The following is a 23,316-nucleotide window of genomic DNA, read 5'->3' as shown; positions in this document are numbered from 1 at the left end:
ATATGAAGCGAACAAAACTTATTTGGGTGGCTGTTTTGGCCTGGCTTTTGGGGCTTGGCTTGGCTACGCAATTCTACACCAATTATTCACTTTGGCTGTGGGCCGTGCTATTGGCCGGAGTATGTATTTGCGCAATATATGTAAAGTCAAAAATTGGCTATATAGTATTTTTCATATTATTTTTATGTGCCGGCTTATTACGTGGACAGATGCATATTGCAGCACAAGATAGCTTTGGCGTAAGAGATTTAATTGGTAAAAAAGTTGAGCTCACTGGTGTGGTGCAGGCTGGCTCACATTGGAATGACGATAAGCTGTATGAATTCTATATTGGCGATGTGAGGTGGGACAATCATCATTTTTCAGAGCTGGTAAAAGTTAAAACTCTCTCTGGGCAGTTTACTGAAGGGCAGACAGTGCAAGTGCGAGGTAAGTTAGGTCGAGCACTAGGCCGAGCGTCTGCTCAAGTATGGTATGCCGATGTCGAGACGCTTTCAACAATTCCGCCACTACCAGTCCGCATAAAGCGCACGATGCAAAATGGCCTAACTCAGGCTTTATCGCCAGTGTCGGCTAGTTTTGCTAGTGGCCTGTTATTTGGCGGCAGTAGTCAGTTGCCAGGTAGTCTACAAGAGGCGACACGGCAGGCTGGCTTGACTCATATTGTAGCTGTATCTGGTTTTAATTTGACAATTATTACAGCCCTGGTGCTGACTTTTTTTGGTGGACGTCTTCGTCTTAAGACGGTTTTACCGATCTTGGGTTTAATTGTCTTTTTTGTGGTGATGACAGGGGCAACTTCGTCAGTATTACGAGCTGCCGTGATGAGTAGTTTTGTATTGCTGGTAGGATCGCAAAATCGTAGGCTATCTGCATCAACTGCTCTGGCCGTAACAATGCTTACGATGACAGCCTGGAGTCCAGCTTATTTATACTGGGATTTATCTTGGCAGTTATCAGTTTTAGCTTTAGCTGGTGTGATATTTTTAGCTCCACTTTTTACACCGCATAACCCCAAGCGGTATAGGATTGCTTGGGAGATTTTTGCTGTTTCGTTGGGGGCACATCTTGCCACGGCACCTCTCATTGCTCATATTTTTGGTAGTTTTTCGATTATTGCACCATTAGCCAATAGCATCGTACTGCCACTTATACCGCTGGCAATGTTGTTCAGTTTTCTGGCTTCTGTGGCTGGAATATTTCCTTGGGGCCCGGCTGGTATTATTGCCAGTTTTAGTGATTGGTTTTTACAGCTGATATTACAAATTGTTCAGATGCTAGCCCGCTTACCATATGCTAGTGTGCAAGTATTTTTAGGGCTAATTGCGATGTGGGCAAGTTTTGTGGGGCTCGGTATTTTTATGCTCTTAGGTGCTCGGCGAGCTTCCAAAAAAACTTTTCAACAGGTATAATTCGGCTATATGAGTGGACATAGTAAATGGCACAGTATTAAGCATAAAAAAGGTGCCGCTGACGCTAAGCGTGGAAAGATTTTTACTAAGCTGGGCAATGAAATTGCACTAGCGGCTCGTGATGGAGCCGATCCAGACATGAATTTTCGCTTGCGCCTTGCCGTGCAAAAAGCTAAACAGGCCAATATGCCGGCCTCTAATATTGATCGATCGATTGCGCGTGGCGCTGGAACGGCTGGAGGGGCATCACTAGAGGAGTTAGTGTATGAAGGCTATGGTCCGGCTGGTGTGGCTGTGATGGTGGAGGCGTTGACAGATAATCGTAATCGTACAGCTTCAGACGTAAAAAGTACATTTTCTAAATACGGTGGTAATCTTGGGTCGACTGGATCAGTCGCCTATATGTTTGATAAAAAAGGTGTGATTCTCTGCAGGGTTTCGGCCGATAAAGACGACATGAGCTTGATGGCTATAGAGGCTGGTGCGACTGACATTGACGACTCGGGCGATCAGCTTGTCGTCTATACCACACCAAAAGATCTAGAGGTCGTGAAAGAGGCGTTGGGTGAAACAAATGTTGAATCGGCCGATATTGAGCTTGTGCCAAACCAAACAGTGCGAGTAGAAGATGAAGGTAAAGCTCGGAGTATTATGAAGCTAATTAGTTTTTTAGATGATCTTGATGACGTTTCTAGCGTGACAGCCAACTTTGATATTTCAGACGACTTACTTGAGCGAGTTAGTGTCTGAATATAGCCAGTATTTGTCAAATTTTATTTATTGAAAAATACCTAAAAAGAATGTAGAATAGCACGGTTATTTTTGCACCTAAAATAGAGCGGAGTAATCGTGGATAGAGCGAGAGTTGAGGAAGACCTGGTCGACCTACCCTCACCGGAATACTTGCTGGCAGTCTGTTCATCTAGACTAAGTTATGATGTTCTAGCCAGTATCCGTGAGATGGAACTGGACTCCAGCGATACGCTGGGCTGCCTGTGGGCTGAGTTGCTTGACGCTGGCGTTGACCCAGAAGAGTTCTTGCGAGAGAGGGGAATTATCCGATGAAATTGCCAGCGATTGCTCGAAGCGAGCAGTGGGCGGTTAATCATTTTACAGCGACAAAAGCTGTGATTGAGGGGAGTCATTTGGTCTTGAGCTCGGGCGATCACGCTGAGATTTATCTTAATGCTGATCGTATCTTCCCAGACGCCTCACGGATGGCCTACTTCTATGACTTTTGGAAAGACTGTTTTTTCAGTAGTTCTAGTCCGGAGCGTCATCCAGAGGTTGTGGTGGGGCCGGCTACCGGTGGGGTATATCTGATTGGTGGTCTGTCGCAGCGCTTGATCGCTCAAGGCATTTATGTGCAGGCGGTGTGGGCCGATAAGGACGGTAAGCAGTTTGCCCTTGAGCGCTCACGTTTTGCGAGCACTGTACGTGGCAAGCGAGTGCTAGTAGTTGAAGATGTGATGACGACAGCAAAATCAATCAAGAAAACCATTAAGGCTGTACGGCAAGCTGGTGGAGAGGTGGTTGGTGTGGCTTGTATGGTGAATCGAACACGTGCCGTAACAGTTCGCTCGCTCGACGTGCCCGTGCTGCATGTGGCTTGGCAATTGGATGTGAAAAACTATTCGTCTAAAAACTGCCCTTTCTGCGCTGAAAATCGCCCAATCGTGACCAATATTGGTCATGGGGCGGAGTTTCGGGAGAAGAACCCTAAATACGCCGGTGGTTACGAGGAGCTGATGTTTGATGACTGACATTCCGTTTGGTGAACGTCGACGCGTGCGCTATCAGGATGAGGCTGGTAATACTCGAACGGTGCGAGCCAGGCTGATCAAGCCCAATCCAGCCAAGCAGCCCGATGTGGTTGTGGTGCTGGAGATTTCAGCATCTGATGACGATCATGCGGGTGCGTACCTTGTGCTGAAGCAAGGGCAATTACTAGAGATCTACGCAGATCGTCCTTTGCCTCTACCACCCATGCCAAATCATGCACCTTGGTTTGGCTAGACTGTAAACCCACTCTTTTTAACAGAGTGGGTTCTTTTTATTCATTTACTATTACTTCTTAACGTATACTGGTGACATGATTATTCTTGGTATTGATCCAGGTATCGCAACAACTGGCTTTGGTGTGATACGGCATGAAAAAGGTATAAATAAACTAGTAGACTGTGGCGTAATTACAACTCACAAGGATTTAACCCATGCCCAGAGGCTTGCGGTTTTATATGATGATTTGCAGGGTCTTATGCAAAAACATCAACCACAAGAGGTGGCAGTTGAGAAATTATTTTTTTCAACCAATGTTACGACTGCCATGACGGTTGGTGAGGCGCGTGGTGTGGTTTTGCTGGTATTGCAGCAGGCTGGTGTAGCAATTTTTGAGTACACGCCGTTGCAAGTTAAGCAGGGTATAGCCGGTTATGGTAAGGCTACTAAAAGGCAGGTACAAGAAATGGTTAAAGTCCGTCTTAAACTCAGTGCTATTCCAAAGCCTGATGATGCAGCTGATGCCCTAGCTATTGCCCTGATGCATACTGGCCATATAAAAACACCACGCTAATACTTCGCGGTGTGGAAATTTTAGCCAAGGCAGACCTTAATTGGTTTAGCGTGGGCGAGGAGAGTTCTGGCGGCGCATACGACGGCGCTGGCGTTCCGATAGTCCGCCCCAGATACCGAATCGTTCACAATTAGCTAGGGCGAATGCCAGGCAATCTTCGCGCACTATGCAGTCTTGACAGGTCTGCTTGGCCTCTTTAGTTGAGACACCACGATCTGGAAAGAAAAGATCTGGATTTGCTCCCAGACAGTTGGCGAACTCACGCCAGTAGTCGGGATCTCCTGAATGCTTGGCTACAAGTACGGCTGCTCGATGATCATCGGTGATGCTCATCTTCCCCCTTGGTGCTACGTAAGGTGCTATCTTATTTGTATATTACGTGTTTGGGAGGGTGGAGTACAGACCTTTTGCCGCAGAATGTGTAATAATGAGTATATGATAGCGCACTTGGAGGGGGTAGTTGCCACCCGTGATTATGATCGCATTATATTGAACGTGCATGGCGTTGGTTATGAGCTGATCGTACCAGTGCGCGATGTTGCCGAATTGGAGATTGGTGCGAAAGTTGGATTTTATATATCTGAAAATATCCGTGAGGATAGCTATGATCTGTACGGCTTTCGGGTTGAAAGTGAGAGGCAATTGTACCGCAAGTTAGTGAGTGTTAACGGAGTTGGTGCTAAGATGGCCCATGCAATTGTTTCATTATACGATGGCGAAACTTTGATGACCATTATTGATTCTGAAGAGACTACTCGGCTCAGTCAGGTAAGTGGAGTGGGGCGTAAGACAGCTCAGCGGATAATTCTAGAACTGAGAGGCAAGCTAGTCGCTAGTGATCAACCAGTTACAAAAACTGCCGACCCAGCTTTGCAAGCCTTGGTTCAGCTAGGTTATCGGGCTGATCAAGCTCAAGCAGCCCTAAGCGGGGTTGCCACTGACCTCGATACGGGTGAGCGGGTTCGACAAGCTTTGCGGGAGATTGGTTCATGATAGAGCGACAGGATGATTTAGTGCGACCAGACGCCAGTAGTGAGGAGACTCAGTTTGAGGAGTCACTTCGTCCGGCTAATTTTGATGAATATATCGGTCAGCGCCAAGCAATTGACGCACTGCGGTTGGCGATAGCGGCATCAAAAAAACGTGGCGATGCGCTAGACCATGTGCTTTTGTATGGACCACCAGGGCTAGGTAAGACAACCCTAGCCCACATTATTGCAAGCGAGTTGGGTGGCCAGCTAAAGATTACCTCTGGTCCAGCCATTGAGCGAGCTGGAGATCTGGCGAGCTTATTAACAAATCTCAATGCTGGGGATGTGTTGTTTATTGATGAAATTCATCGTCTAAGTAGAATTGTAGAAGAAATTTTATATCCGGCGATGGAGGATTATGTGATTGATATTATGTTGGGCAAGGGACCATCAGCGCAGTCGCTACGGCTAGAGTTGGCGCCAATTACCATCATTGGTGCAACTACTCGGTTTGGGGCGTTATCGGGGCCGTTAAGAGATAGATTTGGGATAGTTCAGCGCCTAGAGTTTTATTCTCCCGACGAGATAGCAAGAATTTTATCCCGTACCGCTCGTTTGATGAAAATCCGCATGGAAGATGATGCCTTGGTTGAGTTAGCTGCTCGTTCAAGATTAACGCCACGTATTGCAAATAGATTGATCCGCCGAATTCGTGATTATGCCGAAGTACATAATGATGCTGTAGTTAATAGAGATGTGCTGGATGCAACCTTTGCCCTATTAGAGGTTGACGCCCTCGGTCTGGATAGCGCCGATCGTCGAGTCTTACAAACTTTAATTGATCACTATAATGGTGGTCCAGCTGGAGTGGAAGCTTTGGCTGCAGCACTTTCGGAAGAACGACAAACTATCGAAGATGTGGTTGAGCCATATCTTATTCAGCAGGGTCTTTTGAGGCGAACTTCACGCGGACGGATGGTGAGCGAGAAAGGGTATAGGCATTTAGGCTTAACCCCACCAGATACAAATTTAAACTCAGATCAACAAATTTCCTTAAATATGGAGGAATAGCGTAAAATACAGACATGGAAGAACTAGATCGACGTTACCCCGGGCAAGACGACAAAGAGGTTGTTCAAACCGTAATACACAAGCACATTATGGCGGTGTTGCCCTATGTTAGTGTGGCAGTATTACTATTCTTTATTGGATTGATACTGATTTACTGGGGTGCAGCTGGTGATCCGGGTATTCCGTCAACTAATTTTGCGGGACATACGACAGAAGCCATACCAATACCGCTTATTCCAGTGGGTTTTGGGGCAATCTTACTAGCTTGTTTTATGGCTGTGGCATCCATTTATGTGTGGTGGCAAAACCGACTATTCATTACTGATGAAAATATTGTAGATATGGATCAGGTGGGGCTTTTTCAGCGTACCATTGCAACGCTACGCCTAAGCCGAGTGCAGGATATTTCAGTACAGGTTAAGGGTCCGATGCAGACTATTTTTCACTATGGTACGGTGACGGTCCAGACAGCAGGTGAGAAAGAACTGTTTCATTTTGATTATGTCCCCAATCCGTATGATGTGAAGGCTACCATTGTAGAGACCTACGAGAAATTTGCCGAGACCAAGCCAGTCGAAGGTGATGGCCTAATTCGTAAAGAATCTGATCGGTAAGTCGTAGCCGTATTAGTACAGGGGTTAATAACTAGTTGGGGGCAAAGGGATCTTCTTTACCAACATCTTCAGTGCTCGGGGCCGTTCTTGCTGGTGTTAAGTTATCGAGCGACTGGAGAGTTTTTTCGTTAAAGCGGATTTGTTTTGCAGCAGCAGTGTCTGTCTGTTTTTTTTCAGCTGTTGCTATGTCGCCTGTAGAATAGAGAAGATTAGTTAGGAAATACCCCGTATAGATAACAAAGCCACCTGCAGCTAAAACTGCAATAACACCAAGTGATTTGGCTAATTTTTTAACTATTACTTTTATGGTATCGGCATTAAGTTTGACGTTTAAGTTCATAATTTTCTCCTATGGCTTCAAATATGCCACCAATGACATGCTAACTTCTAGTAGGTTGGGATTAGTAGCGGGCTTATTGGCTGCTAGTGAAGTAACCGAATTATAGCGACTGAGGGTGTCAAGGCGGTTAAGGAAGGCAATAATTTGTGGATAGCTACCGGATGCGCGGATTGAGATTGGTAGGATAAATAAATCTTGCTGAGCTGTAGCTTGATTGGTGCTGGCATTTGCAGGCGTTGCCGTGCCGGTAAACTGCATACTGGCGATATTAACTCCAGATTCTTGGGCGGCAGCCTTTAGTTCCAGTAGTATCTCAGCTTGCTGAGAGGTTTTTGGTAGGGCTTGATCAATTTCGCTTGATCTAGATTTTACGGCTTCATAGCGTCTTGAGAGCTGAATTAGTTGATCGATGCGTTTTTGATTATTGTTTAGTTCAAGCTTTTTTTCGTTGATAGTTTCTTTTTGAGCTACAAGTTTTTCACGCCCCCAGACGTAGCCTACACCAAACGCCACAATAGTTAAGATGAGTAGGCCACACAGAATGTAGAAAAATAACTTAGCTTTCATTGTAGCGCTCCCGGTTCGAGACCCACTACAAAGGTGACCCGGCTAGTTGGTTGAGCGGAGTAGGGGTCGGATGTAGGCTCGATTACCTGAATGGCGGCGGAGTTAAAGCGAGGTGATGCCTCTAGAGCGTTTTTAAAATTAGCTGCAGCTTGGTCGGAGGCAGCATATGATGTGAGGCTCATTGTTTTTCCGGCTGGCTCTACGGCAAAGCTTGCAACGTAGACATCCGAAGGTGTGGCTTCAGCTAGTGCTCTTAAAAGTGCTGGATAATTAGTCCGACCCGATTGGATCTTCTCGATGGTAGTAAGGCGATCGGCTAGGGCTTTGGCTTGGCTCTCAATTTGTCCGTAATTTTTACTCTTATCACCTTCGCGTGCAATATCTTTAGCTAGTCTGGTTTGCTCTTGGTTAAGCATTAGTCCAGTTACATAAAATGCACCTGTCGTTAGTATTGCTAAAACTAGCACACCGATCAGAATGTGGATCAGTAGGCGATTATACTGTGAGTAGTGTCGTTGTGCCTTTATTTCTGGTGGTAGTAGATTAATCATTCACAAAATCCTCGCAAGCCTAGCCCAAAAGCAGTTGTAAAGCCCGATGTTACATCTTGAGGTAGTGGTGAGGCGAGTTTTACATTGTGGTGATCCCAAGCAGAAGTAATTAGTATAGGTAGTTTTAGCTTTGTCTCTAAATACTTAGCAAAACCTGGCATGTGTGAAGCTCCACCCGTTACTAGTATTTGCTCTATTGGGCTGTGGCGCTCATCGGTTGACCGCTCCTGGTAGTATTTGATAAGCTTTTGTATCTCAGTAACTAATTGATCCAGTGAAATGTGAAGTGCCGAGACGACTTTTTCTTGCAAGCCAGACTCAGCTATACCAAACTTAGTTTTAATCTCTAGGGCGTGTTCATTAGATACTTTTAAGTGGTGAGCAATAATTTTAGTTACCTGATCGCCTCCGAATGGAGTTGTGGTAGATACTTTAATAGTATCAGTAACGATGGCCATATCGGTTGCAGTAGAGCCCACATCTAATACCAAGACAGGTGTATGACTTTCACTATTTGGATGTAGGGCTCGAATATTTGCCGCTAAAGTTGTTTCAAAGCTATGTGGCGTGAGTTGTAAAAATTCCAATAGTTTAATATAGCTATCAATAATTGCGCGTGGTGCTGCCACTAGGAATATTTCATAATTCTTTATTGCGCCGGTAGTATCTTTTTTTTCTTCAACTATTTCGAAATCCATGTATAGATCGCTCATTGGCATAGGGATATATTGTTGCGATTCCCATTGCACGGCTTCAGTGAGTTTTTCTCGCTTCATAGCCGGCAGTGTAATTGATCGAGTGAAGAGGTGTGCCTGTGGTAAGCCAACAGCCACTGCTTTTGCCGTTATGCGCCCATAAGATGGTCTTTTAAGACCGGCTTGGATTATCTCTGCGAGATGTTCGGGTTCAGCTATTACACCTTCAATTACTGTGTCAGACCCAAGCTCAACGGAGCCAATGCCAATTAGCTGATAGCTACGCTTGGATTTTTTTAGTTCCAAGAACTTAGCTTCATGCTGACCTATATCTAGTCCAAATACGGCTTGATTTTTATATATTAGGGGTAAATGCATTATTTATAAAATCTAATTACGCTTATGATTATAATACCATTGTACAGGTATACACATAACTCTAAAAGCCACCCTATTTAGAGTGGCTTTTAGAGTTATGTGTAACAGGTGATTATTGTTTGTTTACCACCTCATAGGTATCTGTAGTGCCAGACTTAATATCTTTGTCGTTATTGTTTTCAAGCGTGGCCTGTAGGGTAAAGCTAGTGTATGGTGGGCCAGTTGCTGGTAGTGGTGTGTAGGTATAGCTGGCGTTACTACGAGGATCTTGTGGAATCTCCTTCAAGTAGTTACCTGCAGTCAGGTCGGCTAGAGCAGCTGGGTAGGCCTGGTTATCATTGTAATATTGCTCGAGACCACTTGAGATGGCATTTAAGTCTTCTTTTCGACGGACGTCACGGGCACGAATTGGGCCGTTAATAAGGTTTGGCAAAACCAGTGCTATCAAGATACCAATGATAACAATAACGATGAGCAGTTCGAGTAGCGTGAAGCCTTTTTGCTTGCGGTTTATTAGTTGCATAACTTAAGGATTATCCTCCAATTATTAATTCATTAATGATGATTTGATTATATTGCGCTTATGCTTAATGGTCAACCCAAATTCGATATTTAAAATCCACTCGTTAGTTGGTATAGCGGGCCAATCACGCTGACTATAATAAAACCTACTAAGCTCCCCATTACTATGAGCATCATGGGTTCTATAACAGATGAGATGTTGGCGACTAGAGACTGGACTTCTTTATCGTAGAAATCTGCTAATTTTATAAGTATTTTCTCTAATTCACCAGTTTCTTCACCAATGGCAATCATTTCCGGTACGATAACAGGGAAAACTTTACTGGATTTTAGAGCTTTGGCGATACTTCCACCGTTACGTACGGCAGTGGAGGCAGCCACAAGTTCATCTTGCATAATTACATTAGACAGCGAATCGCTTACCACTTTTAGTGCATCTAGGACGGGTATGCCAGCTCCAAGTAGCGCACCAAAGGTACGGGCGAAACGAGCAATATTTATTTTTCGCATTATCATGCCGAAAACAGGTATTTTTAAATAAAATCGATGTAAGCTATGTCGAAGCTTTTGATTTTTTTTGGCAAAGCGCAGAAAGATAAAAATACCTATTATTGCAATAAACCCAATTAGTATCCCTTGCGAGCGCATGGTAGCCGATAGGTTTAATAATAGCTGTGTGTTCCATGGTAATTCAGTATCCACAGCTTCAAAGACAACCTCTAGTTGAGGAACTACTACCGTCATAATGAATATTAACGCAGCAATCATAACTACAAAAATTAAACCAGGATAGACCATGGCACCGCGCACTTTACTAACCAGCTCGGAATCCTTTTCCATTTGATCGGCCAAGCGATTGAGGACGTCATCTAAAATACCGCCAATTTCCCCAGCGTGCACCATGGACGTATAGATAGGGCTAAAGATTTTTGGATATTTAGAGATGCTATCAGAAAGTGTTGAGCCCGATTCGACATCGTGCGCAATGGTTTCTAGGGCTGATGCTAGAGTTTTGTTGGAAGTTTGAGTTTTGAGTATGGCCAGTGAGCGGGCTATTGGAATTCCGGCACCAATCATGGTGGCAAATTGGCGTGAAAAAATAACCCTTTCCTTCATGGAGACCCGGCCATGAGGAATGAGGCTCTTTATTTTACTGGCAATACCCGAGTTATCGGCAGATTCTATCATGACTGGAGTCATGTCTTTAGCAAGCAGTGCATCAACAATCTCTTTTTTTGAGTTGGCCTTTTGTGTGCCGCTAACGATTTGACCTGAGCGAGAGTGAGCTTGATAAGTGTAGGTTTCCATTTGCTAATCTACTCACGCGTTACGCGCAACACCTCCTCAATTGTAGTGAGGCCTTGCAGGGCTTTCATTAGGCCATCTTCTTGCATGGTAGACATACCTTGCTTGATGGCGAGCTTTTGGATTTCATCGGCAGTTGCCTTGGCGGTTATGAGATTGCCAATTTCAGTTGATATATCAAGTACCTCGTAAATACCCATGCGACCAGAAAATCCGCTATTGCCACATTGTTTACAGCCAACCGATCGATATAGAACCAATGTATCGGTATTTTTATTAGGTGTACTGGCTGGGGGCATTTCATCAAAAGGGCTTTGCTCATCGATTGAATTTTCGGTTGGTCCCTCGACAATTTGCTGGATTTTGTCTTCACCAGTAGCTTGTGGTGGTTGAACTGGATTTGGTTTGATATTGTCTGTTGGCAACCCAATCGATGAGTCGTCTCCGTCTCCCGATGGGCGATCGATAATATTTGGGTCTTGAGCGATACGATCGAGAATACTACGTCGTTCGAGGTCAAGATTTTCTGGTACGGGGATAACTTTTCGAGATGAGTCTTTGCGAATTGGGGCGGTATCGGCAATTGGCTTTGGAGCTGGGGTAGGGTCAGAGGCAGAAGCTTGTTGAGGGGTATCTGTGGCCGATGATTCGGTATTAAGATGGGGTAGTACACGAGTTAAGTCAAAGGTAGACTCAATTTCATCTAACAGAGATCCACTTGGTGTGTAGGGGGTTTTGCATTTTGTACAGAGCTTACGCACTAGACGTTGAGCAATGACTGTATTTACAGTGGTAGCAATCAAGAACGGTTCGATGTTCATATCGAGGAGCCGTGGTAGGGTGGTGGCAGCGTTATTGGTATGGAGCGTAGAGAGTACGGTGTGGCCGGTGAGGGCGGCTTGGATAGCTAAGTCGGCAGTTTCGGCATCACGAATCTCTCCCACCATAATGATATTGGGATCTTGACGTAGTAGCGCCCGCAATCCATTTGCGAAGGTCATCCCAGCTTGAGTATTGACCTGTGTTTGGTTAACTCCTGGAACACGGTACTCTACCGGATCTTCAATGGTCGATATATTCACGCTCGGAGTATTCATAAGTGTCAATACGCTGTAGAGCGTAGTAGATTTTCCAGCACCGGTTGGACCAGTTACGAGTATCATGCCGTCTGGTTGCTTGATTCCATTTTTAATTGAGGACAATGCTTGCCCGGAAAAACCCAGTTCCTCTAAGGTAGCGGCTTTTGTGGATTCATTTAAAATTCGCATTACTACTTTTTCACCCTCCATAACTGGCAGGGTGGCAACACGAATAGCAACTGTTTTAGAACCAATTGTAGCCTTAAAACGACCATCTTGAGGGACGCGATGTTCGTCTATTTTAAGATTGGCAAGTATTTTAATACGACTGACTACGGCTGGTAATATTTGACGCGGTAGAGTCATTGACTCGCGCAAAATACCATCAATACGATAGCGGATTTGCACAATGCCCTCGCGCGGTTCAATATGTACGTCCGAAGCACCACTTTTTACTGCATACTCCAATATGATATTGACTGTTTTGGCGATCGGAGCATCTTCCGAGATGTCTTCGGCACTCACTGTATCCTGTTTGGTGGCTCCATCACCAGTTGTGGCGCTCTCACGGATTGCTTTATTGATCTCATTATCAAGGCCAGTGCGATATTGATCTAAGACCGTTAGAATATCGCTTTGTGTCGCCACATAAACTTGTAGGTTACCGCCCAGTTGTTTGTCAATTATATCAACAGCCTGTACATCTTCGGGGTCGGACATAGCAAGTTGCCAACCGTGAGTTTTAGGGTTTTGACCAAATAGAACGACCTGGTATTTTTTAGCGATTCGCTCGGGAATTCGAGACAGTATCTCTCGAGGTATCTTGACATTAGTGAGGTCAACATAGGGGAGGTTAAGGCTTTTTGCATATAGTGCCACCAGCTCACGCTCACCAATTATGTGTCGATGAATAACGATTTGCTCTAGTGGCTGGCTGGTTTGCGCGGCAGTAGTTTCAGCTTGCTTTAAAACTTCGGGCGTTACTTTACCGCTCGAAATAAGGAGTTTTTTGAGTGTTTCGACAGAGATACGCATAATTAACATCTATTTTAGCATAAGCAAGTTACACGCGGGTGATTGGTGTCGTTTTTTAAGAAAGTATTGTGCATACGCTTTACTTTCGGTTTTTTATTGCTGTATGGTGTTTAACAGTTGAAAATAAGGGGGAATAAATGAAACGAATATTATTTGGGATGTTGGCTTCTGCGATGGCCCTGGTTCCGTTTGTACAAAATGTTAATGCTGCGGAGTCTAATTTAGTACAAAATACATCTCACGCATTAATCAGTCAGGCATTTTTCGGTTCAAAAACTGATGCATCAGATGAGTTTATTGTAATTATTAATACATCATCCGAAACACTAGATATTAGTGGGTATACCATTGAGTATAAAGCAGCTACGGGTAAGAGTTGGTATGAAAAAGCTCGAGTTGGAGATGGAGTATTAATATCTGCTGGACAACAGTATATCTTTGCCACTAAGCGAGAACGTGATGCGGAGATGACCAGTGGTTTTGCGCAGAAAGATGGCAATCTGCGCCTGATTGATGCCAAGGGAGGCATTTTAGATGCGGTTGCTTGGGGTGCTGGAGATGCCCCAGAGGGGGTTGCTACGGTGGCTCTATCGCCCGGCAATGAGCTTTCACGAAAGATCGACAGCAATGGAGTTGGCGTGGATACTGGGGATAATAGTAATGATTTTGAGGTGGTCAGCTTAGAGACTTCTTTAGCGAACAATACTGAAGGAGTTGTGAGTCCCACTACACTAACTATCGATACGGTAGCTGCAGTAGATGTAAGTATTGAGATTACCGAGTTATTACCAGATCCAAAAAACCCAGCCAGTGACAGCTCGGATGAATTTATAGAGCTTTATAATGCCGGCTCTGAAGCTGTTAGTCTAGCAGGATGGAAATTACAAGATGCTGCTGGGCATTCGGCAAAGCTAGACGGAACGGTGTTAGCTCCGGGTCAATATAAGGCGCTGATGTCGGCACAGACAAAATTATCTCTAAATAATTCTGGCGACACAATCTCACTGCTTGATCCATCTGGGAGTGTCGTGATGGAAACACCAAATTACGTGGATGCAAAAGAAGGTCTATCATTTGGTGTGACTGTAGAGGGCTGGGGTTGGTTAGCGTCAGTAACACCAAATGCGGTTAATACTGCATTGGCTAAGGAAGATGTTGTAGCGGCGGCTAGCTCGAAGACTAAATCTAAGAAAGATTCTGCTAAATCTGCAAAAAAGAAAGCAACCTCTGCAAAAACAAAGACACCAAAGCTTGCAAAAACAGCCAGTGCCTCAGTTTCAAATGGTGCATCCGATCCTGTCGATGCGCAGACACAGACAGTACCGTGGGTGTGGCTAGTAGCCGGGCTAGGGGTACTTGCGTTAGGATATGGAATATATGAATACCGACCAGAGATTACATCTTTTATCACGAAGCTACGGGCAAAGTTTAGCGCTCGGTCATAAGCTAGGAGAAGTTCTCCAGCTGGGCGATGTGCTGGAGTTTGTGGGTGATTTAGGTGGTGGTAAAACAGCCTTCATTAAGGGGATTGCTGCTGGACTGGGGATAGGGCAGACTGTTACGAGTCCAACCTATAACATTCAGCGCTCCTATAAAATACCTAGAGGTGGTAGGCTTGAGCATTATGATTTATATAGACTAGGCGAAGATGAAATCTTGCTAGAGGAAATGCGCGAAGTTATTGTTGGTGGTGACACTATTATTTGTGTGGAGTGGGCAGACCACTTTCGTGAGCACCTTATAGCGGATAGATTTGTGGTGGAAGTAAAGTTTATTGATGAGTCGACTCGTCGCTACGATATTTTTGGTACAGGCGAATCAACTCAAAATAGACTTAATGATGTTAGGCAAGAATTGGAGTCAATAACATGATTTTAGCCATCCGTACCGATAAGCCAGTAGCGGAGTTAGTTTTACTTGATGAGGCAGGGAATACGCAGGCTAATTACTCATGGGAAGCTCATCGTGCATTGGCCACCACGTTAGTAAGTAAGATTGATGAGTTTTTAGCAGATAATAGTGTAGGTACACAAGCTTTGACTGGCATAATCATTTTTTCTGGCAGTGGTTCATTTACTGGTTTGCGTATAGGTGCGACAGTGGCTAATGCCCTAGCCTATTCGCATGGTATTGCCGTGGTAGCTGGCGAAGGTGAGAATTGGCTTACAGGTGGCGCGATGAAGCTAAAATCAACCAAGCCGGGCAACTATGTAGCGCCCACCTATGATCGTGAACCAAATATAACGAAACCTAGGCAGTAGCCATGGATAAGCGTATTCAAAAATTGGTACTATTTTCCGCTCAAGACGAGGCTGATTTTGTTGCCATGCGCGATAATATTGGTCCGTGTATTGGTGGAACAACTTGATATTTTATACCCTTGATACGGTGTTTAAGCAGCTTTTATATAGTAATAAGTTTTTCTAGCTCATTCCAGAAACTGATTGGGCTTTCCCACTTCATCTCATAGTCTTCCTCATTTTTTCTCAGCTCTGAGATAGTCATAAATTTAGCATCAACCACATTGTTAGTACGCTTAATTTCTTCTGGCTTAATGTTGGCCCGATAGATAATCCAAAGTACATGCTGGTTATATGGGTGGGCATGAGCTGGCGATATGAGTACGGGCTGTTCCTCTATTTGCGCAGCACAACCAAGCTCTTCCCAAATCTCACGCTCGAGGGCGGTTTCAGCACTTTCTCCCCAATCTAGGCCACCACCAGGCAAACCCCAGCCTGTACCACGCTCATTAACTACGAGTATGTGGTTATTTTCATCGGTAACGAGAGCTTTTACACTAACTCGATAATAACTATCTGGAATATCGGGACCCATCTTCATAGCTATCAGTATACACGCTTCACGCTTGCACTTACTTGTAAAAAGGCGAACAATAGTAATGTACCGTAAATCTGTTTTTGATTATTTTTTGAAATACAACACATTATTATTTAACCAATTGAGCAGCTCCACCGACTGCTAATTGATGTTAAGAAAAGAGGTGAATTATGGAACCAATTACACTTGGCGTTGCAGTTGTTGCGCTCGTTGCTGGTGTAGGGGCAAAGTCAGTCTATGATAAAAACCGCTCCAAATCTGCGGAAGGTGAGGCAAAAAAAGTAGTTGATAGTGCTAAAGCTAAGGCTAAAGAAATTACCCTTGCCGCCAAAGAAGAATCGGTGAAGATAGCCGAAGAGGCGAAAGCCGATGAACGGCGTCGGCGCGAAAAATTGGATGATGCAGAAAAACGCGTAGCTAATCGAGAAGCTAGTCTAGATGCTAAGTTTTCTGATTTAGAGCGCAAGAGTGATAATTTAAAATCTAGCGAGAAAGAGATTGATGCCATTAAAGATGAGTTACGGACAATCCGTAAAAAACAGGAAGAGAATCTAGAAAAAATTGCTAAGCTAAAAAAGGCCGATGCTACAAAAAAAATTATGGAAATGACCGAGAAAGAAATTAAGCATGACTTAGTTGAGTACATCGAAAAGCGCAAACGTGAAGCCAAGGAGACAGCCGATCACAACGCTTCGGAAATTATGGTGGAGGCAATGGAGCGCATGGCAAATGAGGTTGCTACCGAGCGCGTGGTAACCACTGTCGTATTGCCAAGTGATGATGTAAAGGGAAGAATTATTGGTAAAGAAGGACGCAATATTCAGGCTCTCGAGCGGGCTACCGGTGTGGATATATTGGTTGATGAAACACCCGGCGTTGTGGTGCTATCTGGCTTTGATCCAGTTCGGCGTCAGGTTGCACGAGTGGCCTTAGAGAAACTTATAAAAGATGGGCGGATACATCCTGCACGTATCGAAGAGGTGGTTAAGAAAGCCCAAAATGAGATTGAGGATGAGATCAAAAAAGCTGGCGAAGAAGCCGGGCGAGATGCCGGTGTGGTCGGCTTGCCACCAGAAATTGTTCGCCTCATGGGTTCGATGAAATTTCGCACCAGCTACTCTCAAAATGTTTTAAAGCACTCGGTGGAGATGGCGCACCTGGCGGCAATGATTGCCGAAGAAGTTGGCGCAGATGTACGTATTTCGCGACGGGCTGCTTATTTGCATGATTTGGGCAAAGCTGTAACGCACGAGATGGAAGGCAAGCATCATCATCTCACCCGTGTGTTGCTTGAAAAATATGGCTTGGATGAACCAACGATTCACGCCGCCGAGGCTCATCATGATGATATCGAAGCTACAACTCCCGAGGCGGTGATTGTGCGTGCGGTCGATGCGCTCTCAGCTGGCCGACCAGGTGCACGCGGGGATTCAGTGGAGAACTTCGCTAAGCGCATGAAAGACTTAGAGAATATCGCCAATACATTTCCGGGGCTAGAGAAAACCTATGCCATGTCGGCCGGTCGAGAAATTCGTGTATTTGTACGTCCGGCCGAGATTGATGATCTATCAGCAATCAAGCTGGCACAAGAAATTGCCACAAAAATCGAAGCAACGCTTAAATATCCAGGCACAATTAAGGTAAACGTGATTCGTGAAACTCGCGCCGAGGAGTACGCGAAATAGCCATGAAAGCCCTTTTTATTGGTGATGTGGTGGCGCGGATTGGTCGCCGCACAGTGCAGAAGCTCTTACCGGGCTTGCGTACGGAGCTGGAGCTAGACCTCGTCATTGCTCAGTCTGAGAATATGACAACTGGAAATGGGCTGACAATAAAAGCTATTCAGGAGTTGATGGATGCGGGCGTGGATGCGTTTACTGGTGGAAACCATAGTTTTAAGAAGTCCGTTTTTTACCCGTACTTTGAAGACCATTCAATACCGGTTTTACGCCCGGCTAATTACCCAGATTCTCGGCCGGGTCGTGGTTCACTGACACTTGATACGCCGTATGGAAAATTTCTTCTCATTTCTATTGAGGGATCTCGCTATAATGCCGATCAATCGGAACTATCCCATCCACTAAAAATTGCCGACGAAATTCTTAAAAAATACACTGGCGAGAAGCTAGCTGGTTCACTCATTGATCTGCACGGAGATCTCACGAGTGAGAAAATTGCATCGGGCCACTATTTTGATGGGCGAGTAAGTGCCGTAGTTGGTACGCATACTCATGTGCCGACGGCTGATGCGCGAGTATTGCCAAGGGGCACAGCTCATATTTCCGATGTTGGTATGACGGGGCCAGATAATACAGTTCTTGGTGTAAAAAAAGAAATCATTATTCACCGTTGGCTAGAAGATGCTCCACGTCGTCACGAAGTTCCAACATCAGGGTCGGCTACGTTGTCGGCTGTACTTATTGATATTGATACCAAAACAGGCCTCGCCAAATCAATTGAGCGAGTCGAGCGCCAAACTGAAATATAGTCGCATATCCATGACATAAGCGGTATAATGTGGGCTAACATGGCTTCATTATTAAAAAAGAAAAATACCAGCCAGGCTGTTTGTCAGATTGGCGACAAGGATGTGGTTGAAAAACTACTACGTAAGCCTCATCAGCGCATGGAGATATTTCGTAGCTTAGAAACGGCTGATCAGGCACGTGTAATTGTTTGCCAATCTACTCGAGTGCAAAAGGCAATCGTAACAAGATTGAATACTCATGAGCTAATCCCGCTACTTAATAGCGTTGACCCAGATCAAGCAACCGATTTGATGCGGCTATTGCCGGATAAAAAGGCCAAGCACCTTACAACTCAGCTTTCTGAACAGGTACGTGAAAAAGTTGAATTTCTATTACGCTTCCATCCAAAAACAGCAGCCGGCATGATGGATGTTGACTATATTATTGTGCATCAGGATCAGACATTTGGTAACGTGTCTAAACTAATAGAAAAGCACGACTTAGAAACGGGCCGTCCGCCAATTATTCTGGTAATGGATGAGGCGTCAAAGCTTCTGGGTGAACTGCCAATCTATGCTTTAGCCCTAAAGCCTGCTCGAGCAAAAATTAGTGCCAGCGTCAAGCGACTTCCATCACTCATATACAACACCGATGAGCGAGAGGTGGTAACGACCTTTTTAAAGCACCCGCATCGCAAAGTGGTGGTATTGGATGAAGATAAAAGTGTATTGGGGGTAATTCATTCGGATGATATCTTAGCTATTCTCGATAAGCGCACCACGCGAGATCTATTCCGTTTTGCTGGTGTTTCTAACGAAGAGGGTGCGCTTGATTCACCGATGGATAAGTTTAAGCATCGTTGGCTGTGGTTGGTTATTAATCTGGGTACGGCATTTATGGCGGCTTCTGTGGTGGGGATGTTTGAGGAGACAATTGCAGCCTTCACTCTTTTAGCAGTTTATATGCCAATTGTTGCTGGGATGGGCGGAAATGCCGGCACGCAAACCATGGCGGTAGCGGTGCGTGGCATTGTGCTTAAAGAAATTGATCTGGCTTCGGGCTGGAAGTTTATTGGAAACGAAATATTATCTGGTGCTATGAACGGGGCTGTTAATGGTCTGATCGTCGGATTAGTGGCAACGTTCTTTAATCATTCGCCAATGCTGGGAGTAGTGTTGGCGATTGCCATGGTGGTAAACTTGATTATTGCTGGTTTTTTTGGTGCCGTCATACCGCTTATTATGAAGGCTTTTGGCAAAGATCCAGCTACTTCGGCCACAATCTTTATTACAACATGTACAGATGTGGGTGGGTTCTTTGTTTTTCTATCATTGGCGAATATGCTTCTCGCAAAGGGGGCATAAAAGAAAAGCCCACGGGTCAAAAGCCTGTGAGCTTCAAGTGCCACTACTCCATGACAAGGAGCTGGACACCACTGTTCCACTGCGAGGGGACGATGATGGTAGGGCGATCGGTGCCGATATACTGGGCAATCTTAGAGAATGCATTTTCATCTGCGGTCTCGCAGGCGATTGCCGAGTCGGGCCCCAGCTGGAAATTATCAGGAAGATAGTTTTCCGGACCGACATAGCTACGCCGCCCAATCCGGACGTTATCTCCAAGCCTACAGCCCATCGCAATCATTGCCCAACTGCCAATTACTGAACCAGCTCCGATACTAACGTCGTAGTTGAGCTGTGCAAAGTCATGCAGCGTTACGTTTTCGGCCAGTACGACACTGCTGTCAATGACGCATCCCGTACCAATCCGGACACTAGAGGGGACTACAACTTCCTGGGCTATGATGGAGCCATTCTTCAGTAGGTAGTAGGTTTGTGCCACTGAGGCTCGGTTGTGTATCGTATCTTTGTGCTCTGGGTCGATTGAGTCGGGCTCATAAGCAGTCACGAGATCAATGATCTCAACTCCTGCAATATGAGTGGGGCTTGGTTTGCTAGTCATGCCAATCCTTTGGTTGGAGGTACTAATTAAAAGTATTTTATAATAAAATATATCAATTGTCAATAAAAATAACCCAAGTTTAGGGTTATTTTAAATAAGTATATGGGGTGAGTGATGGGTCTCGAACCCACGACCTCCGGGACCACAACCCGGCGCTCTAACCAACTGAGCTACACCCACCATGGCGCCCCGAGTAGGATTCGAACCTACGACCTTGAGCTTAGAAGTCTCCTGCTCTATCCAGCTGAGCTATCGGGGCAAAACTTACATACATTCACAATTCTATGCGCTTAGCCAAGAAATGGATAGAGCAGGCACCTATATTGCTCGCTTGCGCTCGACATCCAGCTTAAGCTATCGGGGCAAAACTTACATATATTCACAATTCTATGCGCTTAAGCCAAGAAATGGATAGAGCAGACATTTATATTGCTCGCTTGCGCTCGACATCCACCTTAAGTTATCGGGACAAAGCCCACATACAAAGGAATGGATAGGGCACCTATCATAGGGGAAGATCTGTCCTGAAAAAAAGTGGAGCGGGTAGCGGGAATCAAACCCGCATCGCCTGCTTGGAAGGCAGGAATAATAGTCGTTATACCATACCCGCAAAATATTTTTCAAAGACCGCATTATTTTACCATTATATCTGTTATTTTCCAAGTGGTTGGCTTAAAAAAGGATGATTAGTATACTGAAAATATAATGGAGTAATTATTATGTTTGGATTGGCGCAAGTCACAAATTCCGGGTTGATGTTTTTTGTTATTCTGGTGGTATTAGTGCTTGGCTTATTGTTAATGGGCTTGATGATTTTTCTATTTGTCTTGTGGGCCATGATGTTGATTGATGCACTCACGCGGACCGACTGGAGCAGTGATGATGAGCGGATGGTGTGGACAATTGTGCTTATATTAAGCTTATTCGTGCAGCTGTGGGGTATAACTGCCGTAGTTTATTATTACGTTATTAAGCAACCTCGTAAGCTTGCCGATAAGAAATATTCAGAGGCGGAGATTGTAGCTAAAACTAGTACTCAAAAATCTAAGACTACCAAAAGAACTAAAACTAAACCAAAGAAATGATACTTAGTTAGCTAATGGACCGATAACAGGAAGCTTAGAGAGAACGCTTTCTCCGTGTGGCGACTTGCCGATGGCGGCCGATTCGTCTTGTCCGCACTGCACCTGACTACTGTATGGCTTATGAGTACCATCACCAAAGGCCGCGTTACCAGTTACATCATAGACGGTACCATTGACAGCTATCCAGCAAGCGCTACCATTTTGACCATTATTTTTTGCTAGCTCTGCGGCCGTGACTGGATTACTTGCCTCTGGGCTACTCGAGGTTTGTGGTGATACCACACTGGCGCTAGGTGGAGTTGATGTTGTGGTCGGTTGGACGGTGAGGGTATAGAGGCCAAAGCCAATAGCGGTTAAGGCGATGATTGATACGATGATGATAATTGGAGTCTTTTTCATACCCCGAGTATAGCCCAAACGGTTAGCATAAGTCTAATTCCAGCCCGGAATAAAGTTACGGATATTAGTAAAAGCTTGAATGAAAGCCAAGCCATAAGCTGCCGGCATAAATAAAATAAAGCCAGCAATAGCTAGCAATATGATAGTTATTTGCGCTTTCCACTCGATTCGGTCTGCCACAAAGCCAATTATTAATATGGCAAAACAAAGCGGAATAAAATAGTGGTAGAGGAACATAACGCGCGAAATAAGTGCAAATGGTAGCCAGGCCATAAAAAAACAGAGCAATAGGAAAAGTGCGGTTGGTAATTTTTTGGTAGTAATTTTTTTACTGACTAAGTCGATTACCAGCCAGATAACAGCTATTGCTCCACCCCACCAAACTATTGGATTACCAACCAGCCAGATTTGAGCATCGCCTTGAATCCAATAGGAAATTGGCTTAATCATAACCGGCCAGCCATACCATTTACTACCATAAGGATGGTCGGCAGTCAGTCGAGCATTAGCAGCGTACATTTCACGATTTAGTTCTAATATCTTGCCTATTAGAGAGATGGGCGGTTGGCTAGAGTCATCTGCATACTGATTACCAACTAGAGTATGTTGATAGGCTTGTGACATAAAAGCATCGCCATCACCTGTTTTTGTAAGCAGAGTCACATGGATGACAAAGAAGAGGCTATAGAGAGTAATCGCAACCCCAAGGTAGGCAACTAATATTTTTAGCATTCGTTTAAAGCTTGCATGGTGTAAAAACTCGTAGAGGATGGGGATGAGTATAAACGGTAGCGCAATCCACTTTACGCTAATTGCCAAGCTAACTAGTATGGTGGCGAGCAGTAGTATCCATAATTTCTTTCGGCGTCGCCATACTAAAAATAGCCAGAGTGACGCGAAGCTAAAAGTCAAAAGTAAGCTGTCGATGAGGATGAATCTACTTTGAGCCAGTAGGGCGGTGTCTAAAACTACCAGCATTCCAACCAGAAAAGCCGAACGGGTCTTGAGACCTAGCTCGCGTGCAATGGAAAACAATACGAGTGGTAATAGGGCGCCAGCTAATGAAGGTAGGAAGCGTAAGTATAGATACCCATTATCGGTGAAAGTGGTACCGATTGAAGCGAAAGATGAGGTTGGGTTATAGCCCATGAGCTTAGCAAAGCCGGCGATGAGGAGCTTGGCGAAAGGTGGGTGAATATCAAAATAATATTGACCAGAGAAGTAAGCTCCGACAAATTTACCAAAATAAACTTCATCAAAAACTATCTGATTGGGATAGCCGAATAAATAAAAGCGCGACACAAAGCTGGCGACGAGAAGGACTGCAATAGCTACACCTACCTGGTGTTTTCTCACCCAGCCAAGTAGATTGGCGGGAGTTGTGCGTATTTTCTGCATTGTAGCTATTCTCGCAGGTGCATGGGGTTTATCGCAAGAGCTTAGAAAAAATGC

At 44.9% G+C, this 23,316-nt stretch carries 28 protein-coding genes and 3 tRNA genes; 16 read left to right on the top strand and 15 right to left on the bottom strand.

All coding sequences use genetic code 11. The annotated features are described in order from the left end of the window. Window positions 1-2 precede the first annotated feature (2 nt). The 6 genes from IPM44_04055 (at window position 3) to ruvC (ending at window position 3,984) form a co-directional block, all read left to right on the top strand. Complete coding sequence (locus tag IPM44_04055) at window positions 3-1,412, top strand: ComEC/Rec2 family competence protein (protein QQS26859.1); 1,410 nt, start codon at window positions 3-5, stop codon at window positions 1,410-1,412. A 9-nt stretch (window positions 1,413-1,421) separates the two neighbouring features. Continuing rightward, window positions 1,422-2,162 carry a YebC/PmpR family DNA-binding transcriptional regulator gene (locus tag IPM44_04050; protein QQS26858.1) on the top strand — a complete coding sequence of 247 codons (741 nt, stop codon included), beginning with the start codon at window positions 1,422-1,424 and terminating at the stop codon, window positions 2,160-2,162. A gap of 99 nt (window positions 2,163-2,261) precedes the next feature. Further along, complete coding sequence (locus IPM44_04045; GenBank protein QQS26857.1) at window positions 2,262-2,477, top strand: hypothetical protein; 216 nt, start codon at window positions 2,262-2,264, stop codon at window positions 2,475-2,477. Next, entirely contained in the window at window positions 2,474-3,175 is a 702-nt protein-coding gene (locus IPM44_04040) for a hypothetical protein (GenBank protein ID QQS26856.1), read from the top strand. The genes IPM44_04045 and IPM44_04040 overlap by 4 nt, the downstream gene beginning before the upstream one ends. Next, window positions 3,168-3,428 (top strand): hypothetical protein, encoded by a 261-nt coding sequence (locus tag IPM44_04035; protein QQS26855.1) that lies wholly within the window; start codon window positions 3,168-3,170, stop codon window positions 3,426-3,428. Before IPM44_04040 ends, IPM44_04035 begins: the two co-directional genes overlap by 8 nt. Before the next feature lie 76 nt (window positions 3,429-3,504). Next, window positions 3,505-3,984: a crossover junction endodeoxyribonuclease RuvC gene (gene ruvC / locus IPM44_04030; protein ID QQS26854.1), complete on the top strand. Its 480-nt coding sequence runs from the start codon at window positions 3,505-3,507 to the stop codon at window positions 3,982-3,984. A gap of 45 nt (window positions 3,985-4,029) precedes the next feature. On the opposite strand, the gene IPM44_04025 is transcribed toward ruvC, so the two are convergent. Further along, window positions 4,030-4,317, bottom strand: coding sequence for a WhiB family transcriptional regulator (locus IPM44_04025; GenBank protein ID QQS26853.1), 288 nt, complete (start codon window positions 4,315-4,317; stop codon window positions 4,030-4,032). A 102-nt stretch (window positions 4,318-4,419) separates the two neighbouring features. Between IPM44_04025 and ruvA the strand changes: the two genes are divergently transcribed. The 3 genes from ruvA to IPM44_04010 are packed head-to-tail and all read left to right on the top strand — an operon-like array spanning window position 4,420 to window position 6,640. Further along, a complete protein-coding gene (ruvA, locus tag IPM44_04020; protein ID QQS26852.1) occupies window positions 4,420-4,977 on the top strand; it encodes a Holliday junction branch migration protein RuvA in 558 nt (185 codons plus the stop codon). Further along, entirely contained in the window at window positions 4,974-6,026 is a 1,053-nt protein-coding gene (gene ruvB / locus IPM44_04015) for a Holliday junction branch migration DNA helicase RuvB (GenBank protein QQS26851.1), read from the top strand. Before ruvA ends, ruvB begins: the two co-directional genes overlap by 4 nt. Before the next feature lie 14 nt (window positions 6,027-6,040). Continuing rightward, entirely contained in the window at window positions 6,041-6,640 is a 600-nt protein-coding gene (locus IPM44_04010; protein ID QQS26850.1) for a PH domain-containing protein, read from the top strand. 31 nt (window positions 6,641-6,671) lie between these two features. Here the strand turns inward: IPM44_04010 and IPM44_04005 are convergent, their stop codons facing one another. The 7 genes from IPM44_04005 to tadA form a co-directional block, all read right to left on the bottom strand. Then, window positions 6,672-6,980, bottom strand: a complete 309-nt coding sequence (locus IPM44_04005) for a hypothetical protein (GenBank protein ID QQS26849.1) — start codon at window positions 6,978-6,980, stop codon at window positions 6,672-6,674. A gap of 9 nt (window positions 6,981-6,989) precedes the next feature. Beyond that, a complete protein-coding gene (gene pilO, locus IPM44_04000; protein ID QQS26848.1) occupies window positions 6,990-7,547 on the bottom strand; it encodes a type 4a pilus biogenesis protein PilO in 558 nt (185 codons plus the stop codon). Further along, window positions 7,544-8,098: a PilN domain-containing protein gene (locus tag IPM44_03995; protein QQS26847.1), complete on the bottom strand. Its 555-nt coding sequence runs from the start codon at window positions 8,096-8,098 to the stop codon at window positions 7,544-7,546. Before IPM44_03995 ends, pilO begins: the two co-directional genes overlap by 4 nt. Then, window positions 8,095-9,171 (bottom strand): type IV pilus assembly protein PilM, encoded by a 1,077-nt coding sequence (gene pilM / locus IPM44_03990; protein QQS26846.1) that lies wholly within the window; start codon window positions 9,169-9,171, stop codon window positions 8,095-8,097. The genes IPM44_03995 and pilM overlap by 4 nt, the downstream gene beginning before the upstream one ends. 112 nt (window positions 9,172-9,283) lie before the next feature. Beyond that, window positions 9,284-9,685: a prepilin-type N-terminal cleavage/methylation domain-containing protein gene (locus IPM44_03985; protein ID QQS27377.1), complete on the bottom strand. Its 402-nt coding sequence runs from the start codon at window positions 9,683-9,685 to the stop codon at window positions 9,284-9,286. Between the two features lie 98 nt (window positions 9,686-9,783). Continuing rightward, window positions 9,784-11,001 (bottom strand): type II secretion system F family protein, encoded by a 1,218-nt coding sequence (locus tag IPM44_03980; protein ID QQS26845.1) that lies wholly within the window; start codon window positions 10,999-11,001, stop codon window positions 9,784-9,786. Between the two features lie 8 nt (window positions 11,002-11,009). Further along, on the bottom strand, window positions 11,010-13,112 hold the full coding sequence (gene tadA, locus IPM44_03975) for a Flp pilus assembly complex ATPase component TadA (protein ID QQS26844.1): 2,103 nt from the start codon (window positions 13,110-13,112) through the stop codon (window positions 11,010-11,012). Between the two features lie 137 nt (window positions 13,113-13,249). Here tadA and IPM44_03970 point away from each other — a divergent pair, with 137 nt between their 5' ends. The 3 genes from IPM44_03970 to IPM44_03960 are packed head-to-tail and all read left to right on the top strand — an operon-like array spanning window position 13,250 to window position 15,373. Then, entirely contained in the window at window positions 13,250-14,557 is a 1,308-nt protein-coding gene (locus IPM44_03970) for a lamin tail domain-containing protein (protein QQS26843.1), read from the top strand. Further along, complete coding sequence (tsaE, locus tag IPM44_03965; GenBank protein ID QQS26842.1) at window positions 14,490-14,984, top strand: tRNA (adenosine(37)-N6)-threonylcarbamoyltransferase complex ATPase subunit type 1 TsaE; 495 nt, start codon at window positions 14,490-14,492, stop codon at window positions 14,982-14,984. The genes IPM44_03970 and tsaE overlap by 68 nt, the downstream gene beginning before the upstream one ends. Next, window positions 14,981-15,373, top strand: coding sequence for a hypothetical protein (locus IPM44_03960; protein ID QQS26841.1), 393 nt, complete (start codon window positions 14,981-14,983; stop codon window positions 15,371-15,373). The genes tsaE and IPM44_03960 overlap by 4 nt, the downstream gene beginning before the upstream one ends. 142 nt (window positions 15,374-15,515) lie before the next feature. Here the strand turns inward: IPM44_03960 and IPM44_03955 are convergent, their stop codons facing one another. Next, window positions 15,516-15,953, bottom strand: a complete 438-nt coding sequence (locus IPM44_03955; protein ID QQS26840.1) for an NUDIX hydrolase — start codon at window positions 15,951-15,953, stop codon at window positions 15,516-15,518. A 167-nt stretch (window positions 15,954-16,120) separates the two neighbouring features. Here IPM44_03955 and rny point away from each other — a divergent pair, with 167 nt between their 5' ends. The 3 genes from rny to IPM44_03940 are packed head-to-tail and all read left to right on the top strand — an operon-like array spanning window position 16,121 to window position 19,782. Next, a complete protein-coding gene (gene rny / locus IPM44_03950; GenBank protein ID QQS26839.1) occupies window positions 16,121-17,635 on the top strand; it encodes a ribonuclease Y in 1,515 nt (504 codons plus the stop codon). A 2-nt stretch (window positions 17,636-17,637) separates the two neighbouring features. After that, a complete protein-coding gene (locus tag IPM44_03945) occupies window positions 17,638-18,438 on the top strand; it encodes a YmdB family metallophosphoesterase (protein QQS26838.1) in 801 nt (266 codons plus the stop codon). 39 nt (window positions 18,439-18,477) lie between these two features. Next, window positions 18,478-19,782: a magnesium transporter gene (locus IPM44_03940; protein ID QQS26837.1), complete on the top strand. Its 1,305-nt coding sequence runs from the start codon at window positions 18,478-18,480 to the stop codon at window positions 19,780-19,782. A 43-nt stretch (window positions 19,783-19,825) separates the two neighbouring features. On the opposite strand, the gene IPM44_03935 is transcribed toward IPM44_03940, so the two are convergent. The 4 genes from IPM44_03935 to IPM44_03920 all read right to left on the bottom strand — a co-directional run bounded on the left by IPM44_03935 (window position 19,826) and on the right by IPM44_03920 (window position 20,990). Continuing rightward, window positions 19,826-20,380, bottom strand: coding sequence for a hypothetical protein (locus IPM44_03935; GenBank protein ID QQS26836.1), 555 nt, complete (start codon window positions 20,378-20,380; stop codon window positions 19,826-19,828). A 103-nt stretch (window positions 20,381-20,483) separates the two neighbouring features. Beyond that, a tRNA-His gene (locus IPM44_03930) sits at window positions 20,484-20,560 on the bottom strand. 2 nt (window positions 20,561-20,562) lie between these two features. After that, window positions 20,563-20,639: transfer RNA gene (locus IPM44_03925), tRNA-Arg, on the bottom strand. 276 nt (window positions 20,640-20,915) lie between these two features. Beyond that, window positions 20,916-20,990, bottom strand: a tRNA-Gly gene (locus IPM44_03920). A gap of 109 nt (window positions 20,991-21,099) precedes the next feature. Between IPM44_03920 and IPM44_03915 the strand changes: the two genes are divergently transcribed. Next, on the top strand, window positions 21,100-21,465 hold the full coding sequence (locus IPM44_03915; protein QQS26835.1) for a hypothetical protein: 366 nt from the start codon (window positions 21,100-21,102) through the stop codon (window positions 21,463-21,465). Between the two features lie 3 nt (window positions 21,466-21,468). Here the strand turns inward: IPM44_03915 and IPM44_03910 are convergent, their stop codons facing one another. After that, window positions 21,469-21,864 carry a hypothetical protein gene (locus tag IPM44_03910; GenBank protein ID QQS26834.1) on the bottom strand — a complete coding sequence of 132 codons (396 nt, stop codon included), beginning with the start codon at window positions 21,862-21,864 and terminating at the stop codon, window positions 21,469-21,471. 33 nt (window positions 21,865-21,897) lie between these two features. Beyond that, complete coding sequence (locus IPM44_03905) at window positions 21,898-23,262, bottom strand: phospholipid carrier-dependent glycosyltransferase (protein QQS26833.1); 1,365 nt, start codon at window positions 23,260-23,262, stop codon at window positions 21,898-21,900. Window positions 23,263-23,316 lie beyond the last annotated feature (54 nt).

The sequence above is a fragment of the bacterium genome, from assembly GCA_016700035.1.
Taxonomy (GTDB): Bacteria; Patescibacteriota; Saccharimonadia; order CAILAD01.
This window is presented reverse-complemented; position numbering and strand designations above follow the sequence as displayed.

Bases quoted from the DNA above. Each gene is read 5' to 3' on its own strand.
- ruvB (QQS26851.1), top strand. From the start codon at position 4,974: ATGATAGAGCGACAGGATGATTTAGTGCGACCAGACGCCAGTAGTGAG.
- IPM44_03970 (QQS26843.1), top strand. From the start codon at position 13,250: ATGAAACGAATATTATTTGGGATGTTGGCTTCTGCGATGGCCCTGGTT.
- IPM44_03955 (QQS26840.1), bottom strand. From the start codon at position 15,953: ATGAAGATGGGTCCCGATATTCCAGATAGTTATTATCGAGTTAGTGTA.
- ruvA (QQS26852.1), top strand. From the start codon at position 4,420: ATGATAGCGCACTTGGAGGGGGTAGTTGCCACCCGTGATTATGATCGC.
- IPM44_03905 (QQS26833.1), bottom strand. From the start codon at position 23,262: ATGCAGAAAATACGCACAACTCCCGCCAATCTACTTGGCTGGGTGAGA.
- tadA (QQS26844.1), bottom strand. From the start codon at position 13,112: ATGCGTATCTCTGTCGAAACACTCAAAAAACTCCTTATTTCGAGCGGT.
- IPM44_03935 (QQS26836.1), bottom strand. From the start codon at position 20,380: ATGACTAGCAAACCAAGCCCCACTCATATTGCAGGAGTTGAGATCATT.
- pilM (QQS26846.1), bottom strand. From the start codon at position 9,171: ATGCATTTACCCCTAATATATAAAAATCAAGCCGTATTTGGACTAGAT.
- IPM44_04035 (QQS26855.1), top strand. From the start codon at position 3,168: ATGACTGACATTCCGTTTGGTGAACGTCGACGCGTGCGCTATCAGGAT.
- ruvC (QQS26854.1), top strand. From the start codon at position 3,505: ATGATTATTCTTGGTATTGATCCAGGTATCGCAACAACTGGCTTTGGT.
- IPM44_04050 (QQS26858.1), top strand. From the start codon at position 1,422: ATGAGTGGACATAGTAAATGGCACAGTATTAAGCATAAAAAAGGTGCC.
- IPM44_04005 (QQS26849.1), bottom strand. From the start codon at position 6,980: ATGAACTTAAACGTCAAACTTAATGCCGATACCATAAAAGTAATAGTT.
- IPM44_03960 (QQS26841.1), top strand. From the start codon at position 14,981: ATGATTTTAGCCATCCGTACCGATAAGCCAGTAGCGGAGTTAGTTTTA.
- IPM44_04055 (QQS26859.1), top strand. From the start codon at position 3: ATGAAGCGAACAAAACTTATTTGGGTGGCTGTTTTGGCCTGGCTTTTG.
- IPM44_04025 (QQS26853.1), bottom strand. From the start codon at position 4,317: ATGAGCATCACCGATGATCATCGAGCAGCCGTACTTGTAGCCAAGCAT.
- IPM44_03910 (QQS26834.1), bottom strand. From the start codon at position 21,864: ATGAAAAAGACTCCAATTATCATCATCGTATCAATCATCGCCTTAACC.
- IPM44_03940 (QQS26837.1), top strand. From the start codon at position 18,478: ATGGCTTCATTATTAAAAAAGAAAAATACCAGCCAGGCTGTTTGTCAG.
- IPM44_03915 (QQS26835.1), top strand. From the start codon at position 21,100: ATGTTTGGATTGGCGCAAGTCACAAATTCCGGGTTGATGTTTTTTGTT.
- pilO (QQS26848.1), bottom strand. From the start codon at position 7,547: ATGAAAGCTAAGTTATTTTTCTACATTCTGTGTGGCCTACTCATCTTA.
- tsaE (QQS26842.1), top strand. From the start codon at position 14,490: ATGAATACCGACCAGAGATTACATCTTTTATCACGAAGCTACGGGCAA.
- IPM44_03945 (QQS26838.1), top strand. From the start codon at position 17,638: ATGAAAGCCCTTTTTATTGGTGATGTGGTGGCGCGGATTGGTCGCCGC.
- IPM44_04010 (QQS26850.1), top strand. From the start codon at position 6,041: ATGGAAGAACTAGATCGACGTTACCCCGGGCAAGACGACAAAGAGGTT.
- IPM44_03980 (QQS26845.1), bottom strand. From the start codon at position 11,001: ATGGAAACCTACACTTATCAAGCTCACTCTCGCTCAGGTCAAATCGTT.
- IPM44_03995 (QQS26847.1), bottom strand. From the start codon at position 8,098: ATGATTAATCTACTACCACCAGAAATAAAGGCACAACGACACTACTCA.
- rny (QQS26839.1), top strand. From the start codon at position 16,121: ATGGAACCAATTACACTTGGCGTTGCAGTTGTTGCGCTCGTTGCTGGT.
- IPM44_04040 (QQS26856.1), top strand. From the start codon at position 2,474: ATGAAATTGCCAGCGATTGCTCGAAGCGAGCAGTGGGCGGTTAATCAT.